The 15,575-nt window shown below is 44.8% G+C and carries 14 protein-coding genes; 6 read left to right on the forward strand and 8 right to left on the reverse strand.

Going from position 1 to position 15,575, the window contains the following annotated elements:
• Positions 1–97: 97 nt before the first annotated feature.
• Entirely contained in the window at positions 98–1,420 is a 1,323-nt protein-coding gene (locus tag ABWW54_RS07005; RefSeq protein ID WP_353411497.1) for a sensor histidine kinase, read from the reverse strand.
• Positions 1,421–1,504: 84 nt separating this feature from the next.
• On the reverse strand, positions 1,505–2,194 hold the full coding sequence (locus ABWW54_RS07010; RefSeq protein ID WP_353411498.1) for a response regulator transcription factor: 690 nt from the start codon (positions 2,192–2,194) through the stop codon (positions 1,505–1,507).
• Positions 2,195–2,252: 58 nt separating this feature from the next.
• Between ABWW54_RS07010 and ABWW54_RS07015 the strand changes: the two genes are divergently transcribed.
• Entirely contained in the window at positions 2,253–2,747 is a 495-nt protein-coding gene (locus ABWW54_RS07015; RefSeq protein ID WP_353411499.1) for a BPSL0067 family protein, read from the forward strand.
• A 91-nt stretch (positions 2,748–2,838) separates the two neighbouring features.
• Here ABWW54_RS07015 and ABWW54_RS07020 read toward each other — a convergent pair whose 3' ends face one another.
• The 5 genes from ABWW54_RS07020 to hrcA form a co-directional block, all read right to left on the reverse strand.
• The gene (locus ABWW54_RS07020) at positions 2,839–4,248 is read right to left on the reverse strand and encodes a sensor histidine kinase (protein ID WP_353411500.1); all 1,410 of its coding nucleotides are present in this window, start codon (positions 4,246–4,248) and stop codon (positions 2,839–2,841) included.
• Positions 4,235–4,912: a winged helix-turn-helix domain-containing protein gene (locus tag ABWW54_RS07025; protein ID WP_353411610.1), complete on the reverse strand. Its 678-nt coding sequence runs from the start codon at positions 4,910–4,912 to the stop codon at positions 4,235–4,237. Before ABWW54_RS07025 ends, ABWW54_RS07020 begins: the two co-directional genes overlap by 14 nt.
• Before the next feature lie 99 nt (positions 4,913–5,011).
• Positions 5,012–6,610, reverse strand: coding sequence for a DegQ family serine endoprotease (locus ABWW54_RS07030; RefSeq protein ID WP_353411501.1), 1,599 nt, complete (start codon positions 6,608–6,610; stop codon positions 5,012–5,014).
• Positions 6,611–6,928: 318 nt separating this feature from the next.
• Positions 6,929–8,104: a saccharopine dehydrogenase family protein gene (locus ABWW54_RS07035; RefSeq protein WP_353411502.1), complete on the reverse strand. Its 1,176-nt coding sequence runs from the start codon at positions 8,102–8,104 to the stop codon at positions 6,929–6,931.
• A 169-nt stretch (positions 8,105–8,273) separates the two neighbouring features.
• Complete coding sequence (gene hrcA / locus ABWW54_RS07040) at positions 8,274–9,317, reverse strand: heat-inducible transcriptional repressor HrcA (RefSeq protein WP_353411503.1); 1,044 nt, start codon at positions 9,315–9,317, stop codon at positions 8,274–8,276.
• A gap of 151 nt (positions 9,318–9,468) precedes the next feature.
• Here hrcA and ABWW54_RS07045 point away from each other — a divergent pair, with 151 nt between their 5' ends.
• The 5 genes from ABWW54_RS07045 to ABWW54_RS07065 all read left to right on the forward strand — a co-directional run bounded on the left by ABWW54_RS07045 (position 9,469) and on the right by ABWW54_RS07065 (position 14,691).
• Entirely contained in the window at positions 9,469–10,338 is an 870-nt protein-coding gene (locus tag ABWW54_RS07045; RefSeq protein ID WP_353411504.1) for an NAD(+) kinase, read from the forward strand.
• 43 nt (positions 10,339–10,381) lie between these two features.
• Positions 10,382–12,073, forward strand: coding sequence for a DNA repair protein RecN (gene recN, locus ABWW54_RS07050; protein WP_353411505.1), 1,692 nt, complete (start codon positions 10,382–10,384; stop codon positions 12,071–12,073).
• A gap of 21 nt (positions 12,074–12,094) precedes the next feature.
• Positions 12,095–12,589 (forward strand): N-acetyltransferase, encoded by a 495-nt coding sequence (locus tag ABWW54_RS07055; RefSeq protein ID WP_353411506.1) that lies wholly within the window; start codon positions 12,095–12,097, stop codon positions 12,587–12,589.
• Between the two features lie 58 nt (positions 12,590–12,647).
• Positions 12,648–13,085: an outer membrane protein assembly factor BamE gene (locus ABWW54_RS07060; RefSeq protein ID WP_353411611.1), complete on the forward strand. Its 438-nt coding sequence runs from the start codon at positions 12,648–12,650 to the stop codon at positions 13,083–13,085.
• Positions 13,086–13,185: 100 nt separating this feature from the next.
• The gene (locus ABWW54_RS07065; protein ID WP_353411507.1) at positions 13,186–14,691 is read left to right on the forward strand and encodes a Y-family DNA polymerase; all 1,506 of its coding nucleotides are present in this window, start codon (positions 13,186–13,188) and stop codon (positions 14,689–14,691) included.
• 80 nt (positions 14,692–14,771) lie between these two features.
• Here ABWW54_RS07065 and ABWW54_RS07070 read toward each other — a convergent pair whose 3' ends face one another.
• Complete coding sequence (locus tag ABWW54_RS07070) at positions 14,772–15,557, reverse strand: enoyl-CoA hydratase/isomerase family protein (protein WP_353411508.1); 786 nt, start codon at positions 15,555–15,557, stop codon at positions 14,772–14,774.
• Between the last annotated feature and the right edge of the window lie 18 nt (positions 15,558–15,575).

The raw sequence follows: 15,575 nt of genomic DNA on the forward strand, positions 1-15,575 counted from the left end.
ATAAAGCTAGATGCTAGGTTAACAGCGCGGATTATGCGCTTGACGCACACCCATTACCAGCCATTTCAGCGCTTTGTTATGTAATTATTACGTTAGCTTACACAGTTTCCAGAAAAATAACTTCTATCGAAGTCCCTATGTCGATTTCACTCTCGACATTGACCACCCAGTTAGATCGGTTAGACAATCTTTTGACTATGGTTAAGCCAACACCATAGCCCTTACGCTTAGTTTTACTATCGTGTTCAGCTCGATAATATGGTTGAAATATTTTTTTGATCTGCTCTTCACTCATTCCAATGCCTGTGTCGCGAATGACGACGGAGTATTCAGTGATGATGATCTCAACCTTACCTTTATTGGTGTACAAAATTGCATTTCTAATTAGATTGCCAAGCACAATCGACATGACCTTTCTGGCAGTATAAAGCTCCAAGGGAAATTGCTCGTTTACTTCTATGACGACAGGCTTATCCTCAAGGTAAATCTGTCCGCTTTTGATTTCTCGTTCAACGATCTCAGCAACCACAATGTGTTCATCAATAAACTCTTTGTCGGTTTCTCTAGCCAATATTAGAAATGCATCGATTAGCTCCTCCATATCTCGCGCGGAGCCTTTAATTCTCTTAACAAACTTTTTTGAATAAGAATCTAGATCTTGTTCGGAAAGCAACAAATCTGACGCCATCTTGATTACTGTAAGGGGCGTACGAAATTCATGACTGGCATCCCGCGTAAAGGCCCTCTCACGTTCGACAAAACGTTGAATCCTTCTTGAGTAAGACGAAAAGGAAGTGACTAACTTCTCTACTTCCCAGTCTGAATCTCCTGGTATATCAGTAAGATCGTCCAAACTAGCATCCGGATGCGCCGGATCAAAATTATCAAACTTGTTAGCCAGCCAGACAATCGGGCTTAATAAGCTACTTGATTCCCGATATACCCACCACGCGGTAATATAGATTAGTAGCAGGACCAGCGTGAGAGGAAAAACTCCAAAGAAGACAGCGAGTCGTAACACGCTCTTGCCGTCAAATAATAGAATCAGTCGCTGGCCTTCTTGCTCACTGATATACAGAAGAGAATGCGCAGTTTGGCCGTGCATTTTATGAAATCCTGGATTCAGTGACGCACTGTTTTCAGGTAAGCCTTGAAATTCTAATTTGCTGCCAACCTCTTTAAGATACCCTTTGAGGTTTGATGTGTTAGGCACTTGGAAGGTTGGGTCAACGGCGAGGTTTCCCCAGAAGTGCTTTGCTTCCGCCTTGAGAGCCTCTCGAACCAAAAATTGTTCCAAAACAACACTTGCAAAGCCGATACTTAAAATTGCGACCAACCCAATTAAGCAGACCTGTAGAGTCGTTTTTTGACCCAGTTTGGTTTTTATTGTGGATTGGTCCTTGGATCGGTTTTTATTCATCCCGAATATCCTCTATTTAGCTTGAGCCGCCGATGTAAGCATAATGCCGCTTAGGCAAAGGCGTCTTTATTATTGCCGCTTAAACTAAGGAGCGTCTCCGATTCGATAGCCTCTTGATTGGATGGTTTGGAGCAATGGCTGATCAAACGGTTTATCGATTTGCTTTCGCAAGTTATACATGTGACTTCGTAATGTGTCACTGTCGGGCAGAATATCGCCCCATATCTCGTGCTCCAGCTGGTTGCGACTCACTACTTTAGGGGATTCCTTCATTAAAATGGTGAGGATTTTCAATCCGATAGGAGAAAGATAAATTGGCATGTCGCCGCGCACAACATCCAAGGTTCCAGTATCCAATTTTAGATCGCCCACCTCTAACAACTCTTGCTTCATTACTTGACCTTTGCGCCTCATTAACGCCTTGATCCTCGCTTCTAGCTCAAGTATTTCAAACGGCTTAACTAAATAATCATCGGCTCCCATTTCCAGGCCTTTGACTTTGTCATCTAAGGTATCTCTGGCGGTAAGCATTAGAATGGGTGTGTAGTTGCTACATTCTTCACGTAGTTTACGACAAACATCTAAGCCGTCCATCTGTGGCAACATCAAATCCAACAGTATGACGTCATAGTCATTTTGGCTGGCCAAGTTAAATCCGACTCGTCCATCACTGGCGTAATCGAGTTCGTAATCTCGTCTTTCAAAATAGTCATAGAGCATCTCTGCAATGTCTTTATGGTCTTCAACTATTAAAACGCGGGTGTTATTTGTCATCGTCAGGGTTGCTTGATCTATAATAGAGATAGTTTAGGGAATAAACAGTGAGCACAACGTGAATAAATTGTTTCGTTTAAAGCGGTTATCACACACTAAGGTTAGTGTGCTTGTTCTTTATATTATGGTTGTGGGAGGCTGCGGTACTAATCCTATCTCAGGTCCACATTACCACGAAAAAACGACGTTGATTTGCGACAGGCCGAGCAAGTATAAGGGAAAAGTGATCGGGGATGGGCATTGTGTCTCGCTGATAAAGCAGTGCTCAGGCGCGCCATCAACACGTCATTGGCGCCCAGGCTCACAAGTATTGTCACTCGAAAAGTTGGCAGCAGGCACCGTGATCGCCACCTTTAAAGGAAATACCTACCCCAATGTGTCAGGTTGGCACGCGGCCATCTACATCAGCCACGATAAGGATGGTATTTTAGTCTGGGATCAATGGAAAGGAAAACGCGTACATAAGCGATTGATAAGAACTCGCAACGATAACGCATCAGCAGGAAACACCGCGCAAGCCTATCGAGTCGTTAGGTTGATAGATAGTAAATAGCTCAAACTAGTATTGGGAGAGATTTGTGCTTGCTGGACATGACTCCATCCGAGCGAGTTGTTCCTTTACAGCTCAAAATAATAGCGCGGCATCACGCGTGCGGAAGTTGAGGACCATTGGCAATCGGAGTACTCACTGAAACCAAGAGTCCTGGCTTATTGTCATCAAATTTTAGCTCCATTCCATGAACTTTCAACACAGCGAAAACGAGGGCCAAACCAAGACCACTTCCAGGAGTTGTTCGACTCTGGTCTAGCCTGTAAAAGCGCTGAACAACTTTTTCATGCTCAATTTCAGGTATGCCGGGCCCATTATCTGCAATGGTTAGATACCAAATTCCGTCTTTAGAGTGACTTCGTATTGAAATTAGACCCTTCTCAGGTGTGTATTTGATCGCATTGTCGATCAGATTTGCAAACGCTTGAAATAGCATGTCTCTGTCGGCCCAAAGCTCGATACTTGTGCCAAGCTGAACATTGAGATGCTGCCCTTTTTCCTCAATTAGAGGGTCATAAAGTTCTTCAATGTCATACAATATAGAATTTATATCTACGTTTTTGAAGCCCCTACGCTGTTCACTATATTCGATTCTCGCTATTCGTAACAATGCATTAAACGTAGCCAGTAAGCCGTCGGCCTCATGCAAAATTTGATCCACTGAGGTTTCTTGCTCAATGTTACCGGCAACCTTAAATCTGAGTTCTTCCACCCTGTTTTTTAATCTTGCGAGCGGAGTTTTTAAATCATGAGCTATGTTGTCCGAAACTCGGCGTACACCCTCCATGCCGCCTTCAATTTGATCTAACATGCTATTGAGATTACTAGCAAGCTCATCAAATTCATCGCCACTTCCTTTAGTTGCAATACGCTTTCGCAGGTCGCCCTGCATGATCTTCCTCGCAGTCTGATTTATGGCGCTTAATCGACTTCCCAATGTTTGGCGCATCATTAGTCCGCCAATCGCTCCTAGAGCCAATGTAAGCCCTAATCCCCAGAACAAGGCTCTTCCAACTAACTCTTTCAAATTAGCAAGGTCACGCATCCCTTGGCCGACTAACAAGTTGTAGCGATTTTCTATAACAAACGTACGTGCCCTTGCGGTAAATTCGTTTGTCGAACCATCCCTAGAGTCATCGAGCTTAAAATCCAACCAGCCATCGCTGCGATCTTGGGCGATCTTAGGCCAGCTGGATATGTTACCCACCAGTCGATGAAATTGCTCATCCACAAGTAGATAAACCGATGAGTCTCCGGGGCGTTGCTGCTGTATACGGACACGATCACTGAGTAATGTGACAAGACCGGGATAGCCTCTTCTTTCGTACACAGTTGATAAAACTTTGAGTTCAGCTTCTATTGCTTCTTCTGTTTGATTTGTCGTGTATACGATAGTAGACCAATAAACAAAGCCCAAAATAATCGAAACACTCAAACCAAACAAAAGCATGTAAATCAGCGTTATACGAAACGCTGAACTCTTGAAAGGACTAATCTGGTTCACTCAGCATATACCCAGCACCACGAACTGTATGCAGCAACGTGACATCGAACTCTTTGTCAATCTTGCCCCGTAAACGACTGATATGAACATCAATCACGTTCGTTTGTGGGTCAAAATGATAATCCCAAACCTTTTCGAGAAGCATCGTTCGAGTTACGACCTGTCCACTGTGGCGCATCAAGTACTCTAATAGCCTAAATTCTCGTGGTTGTAGGTCGATTTTTTGTTCGTTTCGTCTGACCTCGCGCTTCAATAGATCCATTTCAAGGTCTGCCACTGTGAGCACTGTGTCTGGCGATTCCGGTTCAGCTCGACGAACCAGCGCTTCAATTCGCGCCTGTAGCTCCGAAAATGCGAATGGTTTTACCAGATAATCATCCGCACCGGCTTTAAGCCCAACAACGCGGTCGTCAACGTCGCCTAAAGCGCTTAACATTAATATAGGGGTTCTGTTGCCGCTTCCGCGCAACGTTCGAGTCATGGTAACCCCATCGACCTTAGGCAGCATACGATCAGCAACAATCACTTGATATTCAGTTGAGTCGGCCATTAGCAAACCTTCTCGACCGTCTTCGGCTTTATCGGCTATATGTCCACATTCGGTTAACCCCTTAACAATATAGGCAGCGGTTTCTTTGTCATCCTCGACAACTAGTACACGAATCATGTTTTTTTTAGTCATTCTTTGTTTCCTACAGTTTACGCTATTTTGAGCAATCCCCCCAGTAACATTTGTCATGCACTGGGGGCTTTGCGTCTGAGCCTATTTATACTTAAAGGCAATAAATGTGACGCCTCGACTGCTCCTGATGAGCATTGGAACAAAAGGCAACTTTGAGCTTTTAGCTTCTTTCAACGCGGCGCTCACGTCCGAGGGTTTACGAACGTCAATACCGTGGAATTTCTCAATTACCACACCGCGTCGAATTCCGTTTTTGGCAGCAAGACCGTTTCGCTCCACCGACAGAACTAGCACGCCTTTCGCTTCAGCTGGTAAGCGATACTGAGCACGTAACTCATCATTGAGTGGCGTGAGTTCGGCACCCATTTGTTCGTCTGAACTAGGCGTTACCTTTTCTTGCTTTTTGGGAGTACCAGCCAACTCATCGTCACTTGGAAAAGCTTCTGTTTTGATCTTTAACTTTTTAAGTTTTCCGTTGCGCCAAACTTCCAGTGGGTACGTTTTTCCAACTTGAGACTGCGCAACTTCCTTAGGTAAGTTTCTAACTTCGGAAATTTTCTTACCATTGAAACTTAAGATAATATCGCCTTGCTCAAGGCCTGCTCGTTGCGCGGGTGAATCTTTGCGTACCAACGAAACCAGTGCTCCCTCTTGATTCTCTCTTTCGAAAGCTTTGGCCAGGTCTTCTGTAATCTCACCTATCTCGACACCAATCCAGCTACGCTGAACTTCGCCTGAATCTCTGAGTTGAGACACGACACCTTGCGCTAAGGAAGCAGGAATAGCAAAACCAATACCGACACTGCCACCGCTGGGCGAATAGATCATTGAATTAATACCGATGACTTCACCGTTCATATTAAAGAGTGGGCCGCCAGAATTACCGCGATTTATCGCAGCATCAACTTGAATGAAATCGTCGTAAGGACCTGAGCGAATGTCACGACCCAACGCCGAAATGATCCCTGTGCTTGCTGAGCCGCCTAGACCAAAGGGGTTACCAATAGCTAATACCCAATCACCAACTCGTGATGATTTATCATCTCCCCACGGCACATAGGGTAAATCATTGGCATTTGCCAGCTTCAATAAGGCCAAATCAGTCTTTGGGTCACTTCCTTTAATTTCGGCATCGTATTCTTCTCCATTGGGTAAGGTCACGACTATCTCGTCCGCCCTGTCAATCACATGATGATTCGTAACGACATACCCATCTTGACTAATAATAAATCCGGAGCCAATTCCCAGTGGGCGAGTTTCTCGTTCTCCATCATTTTCATTTGGCTCTTCGGGTTGATCTTGGTCAAACCGCTCATTGGGGTAAGGATTGCCTTCAAAAAACCTTCTGAAGAAATCCCTTGGATCGTTAAAATCAAATTGTTCACCTTGTCTTGAGCGTGCGCGAGAGCGTTGTTGAACAAAACCTGATGTTGACACGTGCACAACAGCGGGGTTAACGCTTTCGATTAAATCAGCGAACCCTGACGCTGGAGACCAAGGTTTGGACGGTGTCAACAATGCCGCCTTCTCAGGAATGGCATTGTACTGAGAGACTTTAAGCCCATTTTGATCTTGATCGTCTGCGCTGACCTGAATTGAAACCACCACAGCAGCGGTTGCTGCTGCTACCGACAACCATTTGACAGCGGGTATTAACGGTTTTGCAATTTCTTTTATCATTTACTTCTCCGTAACTTAAAAGGATACAATTTGATTTGTGATTCCTCCCCTACCTCTGTGCCTAAGCAAACATTACTTTTAAGACAACTGCTAAGGAAAAATCCTGTTACGGAGATAGTAAGGGCTCTATGATTACACTCAAGTGAACGCCGGATTACGTTTTAGTAATAGCGAAAAAAGAAAGATTTTTAACGAGCATGCGTCCAACAAACCCGTTAACAAATGTCTAACAAAGAGGTCCATCTCCTTGTTTTATAGTGGGACTCTCAATTAATTAACTTTGCGTAATTAATTAGATTAACTGTAGACGGTTCAGCGTTAAGCTTCGTGTGTGAACTCTAGCCCAGCATTTTTTTCGAGTCTGGCGATCAATTTATCACCCATAGCAGGCGCGGTTGTCCATAGGCCGCCAGGCGTATCGGTAGCATCCTTGACCAAGCAAACCGCACTTTCTGATATCATCTTTGACGTCGATCCGTAACCGGGGTCACGATCTCCTTTAACGCCTACGATCATCTTGTTGCCATCTGATAGCTCACCGATATACATGATGTCGTAGAATCCAGATTCTCGCTCCTCTTTACTCGGGCCTTCACCCGGTTTAGGGGCGTCTGGCCCAGCCATGCTTGTGTCATTCTTTACATGGTTTGCAATCGCTTCGCCTTGCTCGCCAGGTCCGGTCAACATCATTTCATCGTAGGTGAAGTCTTTACCGTATTGAAATCCCAGCAATGCATTACTTCGGTGTACATTTCTGGTGTTAATCGCCGCCATGATGAAGGGCGCAACCCAACTACCAAGTTCCTCTGAATAATGGACGGACTCCCCGTCAGGTTGCGCAACCCCGGCAAAATCTGGAACCAAAGCAAACGGGTCTATTGCCAATTTGAATACCTCTGGGTCAGTCTTAGCCGCTTTGACGGAAGCTTGTAGGCTTGCCGCCGTGCCGCCTGAAAACGTCCCTTTCATTTTACGGACTCGCCCACTAACGTGGGTTGCGGGTTTCCCTGTCTTTTCAATTGCTAACGATTGCAATTTAAAGATCCCTAGATCGCTGGGTATGGAATCAAAGCCACATGAAAACACGATTCTTGAGCCTGATTTTTTAGCGTCTTGTTCGTAGGCATCGATCATGTGCCTCATCCAAACTGACTCGCCACATAGATCCACGTAATCGGTTCCTGATTTGGCGCACAATCCGACCAACTCAGATCCATACATTTGATAAGGCCCGACCGTTGTCAGCACAACTCTTGCGCTGTCAACCATGGCTTGCATTGACTGTGTGTCGTCCGAATTTGCCACCACAAACGGGGTGTCTTTTGGCAGCCCGATTTCATCTCGAACCGCTCGAAGTTTTTCTTCGTTTCTACCGGCCATCGCCCAGACTAAATCGCCATGATTTTGATACTGAGACTGTAGGTATTGAGCGACCAATCTTCCTGTGAAACCGGTGGCCCCATAAACGACTATATCGTATTTTCTATCCGCCATATCCTAGGCTCCCTTGCGTTAATTAATGGATCTAAAGGCACCCAGTGTACGAGTTTTAAAACAATCATTCCATAGACAATAAAACACCGTTATATGACATTTATTGTTACTCTCTTTTCCCTTGAGAGTTCACAGCAGCCTGGTGCCACATGGGCAAGCTTATTTGAAATCAGCTCTGGCTAGAGCCCGATAGAGCCTGTGATAGAAGCTTTGAAGTGATATCTACAACGGAAATGACTGAATCATAAGACATTCGAGTAGGGCCCACTACGCCCAAAGTGCCTATCACCTTGCCATCGACGTGGTATGGACTCGCTATGACGCTGCACTCCCCAAGCGAGCTGAAGCCAGACTCCTCACCAATAAAAACACTCACTCCTTCCGCTTTTAAGCTGCGGTCGAGCAAATCCAGAAGATCACGTTTGGTCTTAAATGCGTCGAATAATTTTTGAAGAGTCTCAATCTGACATAAATCAGGCACTCCCAACAGTTTTTGTTCACCACTCACAACAACGTCATTTTGATTGCTCTGCTCTTCTTCAGCAATGACTTGACTGGCGGCTTGGATTGCTGACTGATTGATATTGTGCATTTCATCATTATCGGTTTGCATATCTTCAACCAGCAAACGCCGAACATCTTGTAATGTATTACCTTTGTAGCGATGGTTAAAAAAGTTGGCGGCCTGCACCAACTCGGATTCGCTAAAGCCTTCGGCGGATGACAGCACTCTATTTTGAACTCGTCCATCTTCGGTGACTAGAATGGCTAACACCCTAGATTTAGACAGGCGCATGAATTCAAGTTGATGAAAGCGCGTTAGTGATTGACTAGGCAGGACAACCATCCCTGCAAATTGAGTTAAGTCCGAGAGAACATCTGACGCATGAGCGATGAGTTTTTCCGGATCAGACTCACCCTCAAACCGGTCGGTTAGCTGTGATATGGCCTCTTGTGTGGGCAAATTAGCCCTCACCATGCTATCAACAAAGAGTCGATAACCTTGTACCGTGGGTATTCGCCCTGCCGATGTGTGAGGAGACGTTATTAATCCTAATTCTTCCAAATCGGCCATAACGTTGCGTACTGTCGCAGAGCTGACTCCAAGTTGCGGTAACTTAGACAAGGTCCGAGACCCGACAGGCTGTCCATCGTGGATGTAAGTCTCAACGAGGTTCTTCAACACATTTTCAGCGCGTAGGTCTAAGCTCATTATTCTCTATTTACGGTTTCAATATTGCAGTGACTTGGGCTACGTCTTGGTTTTGAGCGATTTATGGGCGCTAAAGAACCATAGATGTTGCTGGACAAACCAATGTGGCAAAGCCACAATGCATCTCAAACAATCATAAATGAATTCGCACATGTTTAAAACTATTGGTGTGTTTGGTAAGTACCAAGACACTAGCGTAGAGAAACCCGTTAAATTGTTGACAGCTCATCTTGAAGCAAAAGGGATAAATGTAAAACTCGGGCATACCACGGCAGAAGAGATCACTCGCGATTTACCGCAAGAAATTATGCATGAGAGCCTCACGTCTGACATCGATTTAGCGATCGTAATTGGAGGCGATGGCACATTACTCCATGTTGCACGACGTATGGCTGAGAAAAACGTTCCTGTCGCCGGTATAAACTTGGGGACATTGGGTTTTCTCACAGACATTCCTCAATCTGACATGTTGAGCGAAATTGATCAAATAATTGAAGGGAATTATCAGCTTGAAAACAGGATCATGCTGCAGGTTAAAGTGGTACGCAATGGTCAGGTAATGTACGAGGACAATGCTTTAAATGACATTGTTATCGGCCGATACGCATTAGAAAAACTCATTAAGTGGCAGGTTCAAGTCAATGGTCAATTTGTCACTTCGGCCAGATCTGATGGTGTAATATTGGCGACTCCCACGGGGTCTACAGCCTACGCGCTGTCCGCAGGCGGAGCGATTGTGCATCCAGGCACGGACGTTATCTCCATGGTGCCCGTGTCGCCTCATACCCTGTCAAACAGACCGATAACTCTGCCGGCCAACAGTAAAGTCGAGCTATCGATCCACAATAAAACCCCTAACTGTGCGCACGTATCGACTGATGGTTTGATCGGCTATAACTTAATTGGGGACGAATTAGTTGAAATTACTCGTTCGCCCTACTCTGTTAAGTTAGTTCACACTGAGAATTATAACTATTTCGCCATGCTGCGCGCCAAACTCGGCTGGGGAAGTGAGCGTTAAATAATAGTACTGCTGTGCGAATACCTATTGCTATAATGTACCTATGGCTCTAAGAGAACTGAATATAAGAAACTTCGCGATCATCAAACAACTTGAGTTGGAAGTTGATGATGGCCTTACCGTTGTGACCGGTGAAACCGGCGCGGGTAAGTCGATCGTGCTTGGTGCATTGAATTTATTACTTGGCTCTCGCGCTGAGTCCGATATGATCCGATTCGGAGAAGATCAGTGTGAAATTACCGCCTTATTCTCCATCGAAAAGCAAAAAAATGTGCGCGACTGGCTAAGTCAGAAGGATTTAGCCGACGAAAACGAGCTCGGGTATTGCCTGGTTCGTCGAATCGTTAGAAATAATAAACCCACGAAATGCTACATTAATGACCAGCCCACAACCTTAGCTAGTTTGAAGGAATTGGGGCTTATGCTGGTTGATCTGCACGGCCAACATGAGCACCAATCGTTGTTAAGGCTAACTCACCAGAGACACATTATCGATCAGTTCGCTGGCCATGAAGACGGCTTGAAAGCGATGGCAGCAATCGCTTCCCACATCGCCCGAGTGAAAAAAGAGCTCAACCAAATCTCTCAAACAAAAACCGACAACCAAGATCGTATGGAGTTAATGTCGTTCCAACTAAACGAGTTGGATGAAACGGCTGTGTACGACGGCGAATTCCAAGAGCTAGAGCAAGAACATCTGAGGCTAAGTCATTCTCAAGCTTTGGAAGATGGGATTGTATTGGCCTTGGACGACCTGTTTCATAACGACACATCAAACGTCAGTTCGAACCTAGGCAGGACGATTAATCAGATTTCAGATCTGGTTGCCGTTGATCAATCCCTTGCGCCCGCTGAGGAGTTGTTAAACAGCGCTCTCGCGCAAGTGGAGGAAGTTCAAACCATTTTAGATAGCTCTCTAAGGCAAATCGACCAAGACCCCGCAAGGCTGGCTGAGGTGGAACATCGCAGAGATACATTGATTAACTTGGCGCGCAAACATCGATGCAGCGAGGAACAGCTTCCTTCAAAGCATCAAGAGCTTCAAGCTGAATACGAGCGCCTTGAAAATCAACGAATGCAACCTGAGAAGTTGCAAAAGCAACTTGATGAACTTTTGGTTAAGTATCATAAAATCGCTAACTTAATTTCTGATCGACGACAAACTGTCGCCGCGCAACTATCCAAAGAGATCACCTTGCAAATGCAAGATCTTGGGATGCGCGGTGGTGAGCTTTCTATTTCTGTGGAACCTCAAATTAGTGATGAGTTAGTGGTTGCAGAGCACGGTATCGACCAAGTTGAATTTTTGGTGAGTACGAATCATGGGATGCCATTGAAGCCTCTTAACAAAACAGCGTCAGGCGGTGAGTTATCCCGCATTAGCTTGGCCATTCAAGTGATTACTAGCCAGAAGTCTGACACTCCCACGTTAGTGTTTGACGAAGTAGATGTTGGCGTCGGCGGGAAGATTGCTCAAATCGTCGGAATGAGGTTACGTAATTTGGGCGAAAACGCTCAAGTATTATGCATTACTCATCAGCCACAAGTGGCCGCTCAAGGCCATCAACACCTTCTCATAGACAAAGTAAGTAAAGACAGCGACACGTACTCAACGCTGATAAAACTTGATCAAGATATGCGCACATCAGAAATTGCCAGAATGCTCGGGGGCAGCGAAATAACTGATCGAACCCGTGCTCATGCTCAAGAAATGTTGCAATCCGTGGCGTTGTAAATTTGATATTAGCTTAGATTCATGAAGGTTACTCAAGAGAAAACAGTTGTCGTGCCCATAGACGATAGAGTTGAGGTCGCTCGAGAATGTGATGTGGCTGGCATTCAAGCATTACTGAATCATTACGCTGCATTAGGCAACCTGTTGCCCAGGACAAAAAAAGATATTATTCGACAGCTATCCCATTTTAGAGTCATTAAGCAGAACAATAAGGTGATAGCATGTGGCTCACTAGAGAATTTCACACCCGACTTAGCCGAAATCAGAAGCCTGATGGTGGATGAATCGATAAAGGGGCGCGGTCTGGGTCGGAAAATAGTTATTGAACTAATCAGCATGGCGAAAATTCGCAATGTTGAACGACTAATGGCATTAACTTATGTACCAGAATTCTTTCATAAATTAGGCTTTGAAACTGTAGATAAGAACATATTCCCCGAAAAAGTATGGGGTATTTGTGTAAACTGCTACAAATTCGAAAATTGCGATGAGATCGCAGTGCTTAAAAAACTATAAACACAGTATCGATCAAATGAAATTCCGCACTAAATTTTTAAGTAAATCTTTAATATTAATGACTTGCAGTCTACTTTTAGGTGCGTGTCTAAAGCCATATCAACCAGATATTCAACAAGGCAACATCATTAACAATAGCGATCTAAGAGAGATTCGCGCAGGAATGAGTAAACAAGAGGTACTCTTTATTCTTGGTACTCCTATGGTTATCGACCCATTCAATGAACAAAGGTGGGATTATTTTTATTCCCGCCGAGACCAACAACGCAGGGAAACCGACCAAAGGATCATCACGGTCATTTTTGACGGGGATTCACTCAAAGAGTTGCGTGGAGACGTGACACTGGCAAACGTGCCTACCTTAGAGCAGAGTGTCGAAGACAGGCAACACGGCGGAACTGTAATTACCGAACCGACGCAGAAAGAGAAAGGCCTGTTAAATAGACTTGGAATCATTAAGCCTAAAAACGTGATATCTAAGAAAAAGTCAAAATAGAATTGTGCTCTTCAGCCAAACCTTAAAGCCCCTACGGACAGACCGAAGGGGCTTTTTTATTGTTTACAAAAGGTAATCAAGTAATCAGCGTAACGAATTGATGAACACTGAATCTACGCTCCGTACAAGTACACCATTGAAAAATGACGAGCAATGGTTGTGCATTCATTTTGATCAATTCGCACTAGATTTAACTGGTCTGCAATCGAGTTCAACTGAACTCCCTCACTTCATTTACCATGAGAACTGCGTTTGGCAGGTTAATCAAGCCGCATCCGCACGAGGGATTGTGGCTGGCATGAGTGTTGACCAAGCTTTATCGCTAATTGATACGAGCGAGGCAGTAACAAGAGTTGAACGAAATATTCTTTTAGAACAACGCCGTCTATTGGAACTCGCATTTTGGGCGTATAAGTTTTCATCACAAGTTTGTGTGTTTAGCGAGTGCTCACTATTGCTTGAGGTTGGCAAGAGTGAGCGTCTGTTTGGCGGTGTTAGCTCCATTATAGACAAGTGTAATAAAGACCTTAAAATGTTTGGCTTTGAATGCTCTCTTAGCATCGCGTCGACTCCACTGGCCGCCTACGTATTGAGATCAAGCCCGAATCCTAGCCGCCAAGGACAAAGTGCTCTGGGCCGCGCATCTCTCGAATTATTACCGGTCTCTAGCAAAACTCTTTTTGAGCTAAAAAGCTGCGGATTCAAGGTGTTAAACGATATAGTTGACATTCCAATTACAGAGCTTGGCACACGTTTTGGGTCTCCCTTTAAAGATAGTTTAGAACGAGTCTATGGGCTAGTTTTTGATCCCCAAATTCCAGTAAGCCCACCTGAGCATTTCAATAAATCAGTCAGTTTTGCTGAGCCAATCAGCACGATTTCTTGGATTGAAGAACAGATCTACAAGATGCTCTATGAGCTCGCCCAATTTACACAACAACGCCAGCTGCTCTGCGGTTCTATTGTCTGGTCATTTAGAATGGACCAGCCACGGATGCATCATGAACTAAAGATAGACTTGGGGGTCTCGTTAGGCGCCACTCCTACGCTTGACGGTCGAGTCGATAGTTTATTTGAGCTAACGCAAATTAAGTTAGAAAGGCAGGACTTCAAATTTGAGTTCAGTCATATAGAATTGCTCTGCGATGACTTAACTCCGTTAGCACTCTTTACGGGTGATCTGTTTAATGACACACAAAACGACGCAAGTTTTGAATCGTTAAAAGAAAAACTTGCCGCTCGACTCGGTGACAAAGCCGTGTACAAGTTAATGCAAAAGTCTGAGGTCCTGCCGGAACGCCGTCATGCGAAAGTAAACACGAGTATCAGCGACGTACGAGCATTGGATAACGCTGACGAACTAACGCAAAACGAGCCGTTATGGCTCTTTCAGGCCCCTACTCCCTTATCGGCACATCACAACAAACCACTTTATGAAAGCAGTCCTTTGGACTTTGTGCATGGCCCTCAACGCCTGGTAAGTGAGTGGTGGCTAACGCTTCAAAGTCGCGACTATTATATTGCGAGAACCACCGACGGCCAGCTGCTATGGGTATTCTACGATCGAGTAGATAAGACGTGGTATTTACACGGCCTATACGGTTAGTACAAAGAAAATATGTAGTTAGCCTCATTCTCGAAGTTAAAAACACACACCTAGAATGAAGCTCTTACTAATGCAATGAGTTACTTAAATACAGGGCGTCGTTTTTCAATAAAAGAGTTAACCCCTTCTCTACCGTCAGCAGCATTGGCACACAACTCAATCGTTCGGGCCTCCAAAGCCATCTGCTCTTCTAATGAATTCTTATCGCCGCTGGTCAACAGGTGTTTAATGGCTGCATTTGAAGATCTGGATCCGTTAATAAACGTTGTGGTGAGTGACTCTATAGCACTGGCAAACTCTTCACCACTAACAACTTGGTTTACGAGCCCCCACTCTTTAGCTTGCTGAGCACTAAGCACAGTATTAGTGAACATAAGTTCCTGGGTCTTTCTTAATCCTATTAGCCTGGGTAGATAATAACTTGCACTACCATCTGGGCTGAGACCGATATTGCTGTACGCCATTGTGAATTTAGCCGACTCAGAGGCAATCACCATATCGGCGGAAACCGCCATGCTAAATCCCGCGCCGGCGGCAGTCCCGTTTACAGCGCAAATCAGGGGGATTTCCATATTAGAAAAAATTGCTAATGCTGCGTGCAGTTGATCGGCAATTAAGCGTACTGCTGCACCTGGATTTTCATGTGCATCATACATTGATTTAACATCACCTCCTGCACAGAAAAATTTTCCAGCGCCCGTTAACACCGCCACCTTCAAACTAGAATCCTTTTCAATCAATCTGGCTGCGTCAGCAAGCTCAGAAGCCATTTGCAGATTCAGTCCGTTGGCTGCGTCAGGTCGGTTTAGCGTGATTGTTGCTATATGATTGTTTAGATCTAAATCGATTGCTTCAAATTTTTTCATTGTTAATCCGATTAATAA

The organism is Arenicella sp. 4NH20-0111, assembly GCF_040366405.1.
Lineage (GTDB): Bacteria > Pseudomonadota > Gammaproteobacteria > Arenicellales > Arenicellaceae > Arenicella.

Excerpts from the sequence above, each read along its gene's own strand:
- ABWW54_RS07005 (WP_353411497.1), bottom strand. The coding sequence starts at position 1,420 with ATGAATAAAAACCGATCCAAGGACCAATCCACAATAAAAACCAAACTG.
- ABWW54_RS07055 (WP_353411506.1), top strand. The coding sequence starts at position 12,095 with ATGAAGGTTACTCAAGAGAAAACAGTTGTCGTGCCCATAGACGATAGA.
- ABWW54_RS07070 (WP_353411508.1), bottom strand. The coding sequence starts at position 15,557 with ATGAAAAAATTTGAAGCAATCGATTTAGATCTAAACAATCATATAGCA.
- ABWW54_RS07010 (WP_353411498.1), bottom strand. The coding sequence starts at position 2,194 with ATGACAAATAACACCCGCGTTTTAATAGTTGAAGACCATAAAGACATT.
- ABWW54_RS07035 (WP_353411502.1), bottom strand. The coding sequence starts at position 8,104 with ATGGCGGATAGAAAATACGATATAGTCGTTTATGGGGCCACCGGTTTC.
- ABWW54_RS07045 (WP_353411504.1), top strand. The coding sequence starts at position 9,469 with ATGTTTAAAACTATTGGTGTGTTTGGTAAGTACCAAGACACTAGCGTA.
- hrcA (WP_353411503.1), bottom strand. The coding sequence starts at position 9,317 with ATGAGCTTAGACCTACGCGCTGAAAATGTGTTGAAGAACCTCGTTGAG.
- recN (WP_353411505.1), top strand. The coding sequence starts at position 10,382 with ATGGCTCTAAGAGAACTGAATATAAGAAACTTCGCGATCATCAAACAA.
- ABWW54_RS07030 (WP_353411501.1), bottom strand. The coding sequence starts at position 6,610 with ATGATAAAAGAAATTGCAAAACCGTTAATACCCGCTGTCAAATGGTTG.
- ABWW54_RS07060 (WP_353411611.1), top strand. The coding sequence starts at position 12,648 with ATGACTTGCAGTCTACTTTTAGGTGCGTGTCTAAAGCCATATCAACCA.
- ABWW54_RS07065 (WP_353411507.1), top strand. The coding sequence starts at position 13,186 with ATGAACACTGAATCTACGCTCCGTACAAGTACACCATTGAAAAATGAC.